The sequence below is a fragment of the Hyella patelloides LEGE 07179 genome (genome assembly GCF_900659865.1).
Taxonomy (GTDB): Bacteria; Cyanobacteriota; Cyanobacteriia; order Cyanobacteriales; family Xenococcaceae; genus Hyella; species Hyella patelloides.
Genome location: NZ_LR214277.1, coordinates 1 through 1,816, shown reverse-complemented (window position 1 = coordinate 1,816; position 1,816 = coordinate 1). Strand labels below are relative to the sequence as shown.

At 38.0% G+C, this 1,816-nt stretch carries 1 protein-coding gene; it reads right to left on the bottom strand.

The features are described from left to right. On the bottom strand, nucleotides 1-1,641 hold a 1,641-nt coding region (locus tag H1P_RS33095), incomplete at its 3' end, for a two-partner secretion domain-containing protein (protein WP_144875700.1). Between the last annotated feature and the right edge of the window lie 175 nt (nucleotides 1,642-1,816).

The following is a 1,816-nucleotide window of genomic DNA, read 5'->3' as shown; positions in this document are numbered from 1 at the left end:
CACTTTTCCCAATGCTGGAGCATCTTCTCTATTACCAATACCAATATTGCTATTAATTCGACTGTCATCTGCTAGAAAAGTATTTGCAACGTTTAAGGTAATGTTTCCCGCGTCTCCGTCTCCTGCACTAGAATTGCTAATTAATCCTCGTGTTAAGAATAAATTACCTGTATTTATTTCGATGTCACCGCCGTTAGCTATTGAGCTTGCTGATACAGAAGCAAAAATGCCATTGCGAGGAGAACCTTCGTTGTTTTCTGCAATACCTGTATTATCTATTGTTACACTGTCTGCTGCTGTAATATTAATATTTCCTGCATTACCCTGTCCTAAAATGCTGTTGATGATAACTCCGCTACGAGACAAAAAAAGATTGTTGGTACTAATACTAATGTCTCCTGAATCACCATTTGCCCTAGCACTTATAATTTGACTAGGCAAAGTAGTTAATTCTGAAAAACCATCAATCACAATTGTATCTGCAACAGTAATATTAATATCTCCACTATCGGCTGTTCCCGCAACTAGGTTACCAATACTACCGCCATCAGTTAAAGTGAGATTTTGAGCTTGAATATTAATGCTTCCCACATCTCCAGTTGCTTCGGGATCAACAATTTGAGCAACTCCACTATTACTATTACCGCCATCGACAACAATATTTTCTGTAGCATTTAAGGTTATTTTGCCAATATTTCCTAGTCCTGAATTAATGCTGGTTATTTGACTACCATCAAATAAAGAAATATTGCGAGCATTAATCTCGATATCTCCTGCTTGAGATTCTAATGTTCCTAAGCCTTCCCCTATTCCTGCGAAAATTTCGCTGCCATCTACAATCTCTAAGTCATTGGCATTTACTCTAATAAAACCACCACCATCAGAAGTTACATCAATCAAAGTACCTTGAGTTAAAGATACATTTCCTCTAGCAACATCTTCAGGAAAAACTAAACTACCATTCTCGTCAAAGGTGATAATACCCTCAGAGGCTAATCCTCCTAATTCAATTCTTCCTCCTGGTGCAGAAATAAAACCTCTGTTAATACTTACGTTTCCACCGACTAAAGCTAAGTTTTGTCCTTGATTAACTGCTAAAAAAGAGAAAGATTGACCAGTACTATCGTCATTGATCGCAATATCACCAGGATTATCTCGAAAGCCTAAACCAATAGGTGCATTAACCGTAATCAAAGGGGGATTTTCTAAATCTGTCGCGCTGAATTCTCCATCAGGAAAAATGATACTATCAGCAGTGCTGCCATAAAATGAACCACCCAGTTGTAAACTAGCACCCTCACCAAAAACAATTCCTGCGGGGTTGATTAAAAATAAATTAGCTGCACCATTAGCACGAATTAAACCATCAATATTAGAAATATTACCCCCTGTAACACGAGAAAAAATATTAGCTATATCGCTAGCGTTGTTAAAAAATGCTTCACTTCCTGTAGGAATCGAAAACTCACCAAAGCTATGATACAGGTTACCGCCAGCACGGTTGCCATCATCGATGCGTACCCCCGCTTCTGTAGGAGTAACTGTGGTGGAAGTTGTGCCATCCCTGGTTATTTGAGCAGAAGCACTAAGAGGAAATAACAGTGGAAATAAGCAAAATACTGTTTTAGAGATAACTTTCATCTTTGAATAAACCTCAATGACATCGTGTGGTGAGATAGTATGATATTTTGTCTATCCAACGGAGCTATAGTAATAATTTCATTTAATTGAAAGCAAAGATGCTGACACTGATAATTATTGACCACAACTATAAGGATTTTCAGGAGTTCGAGGGGAGATATTTTGATGGGGAACG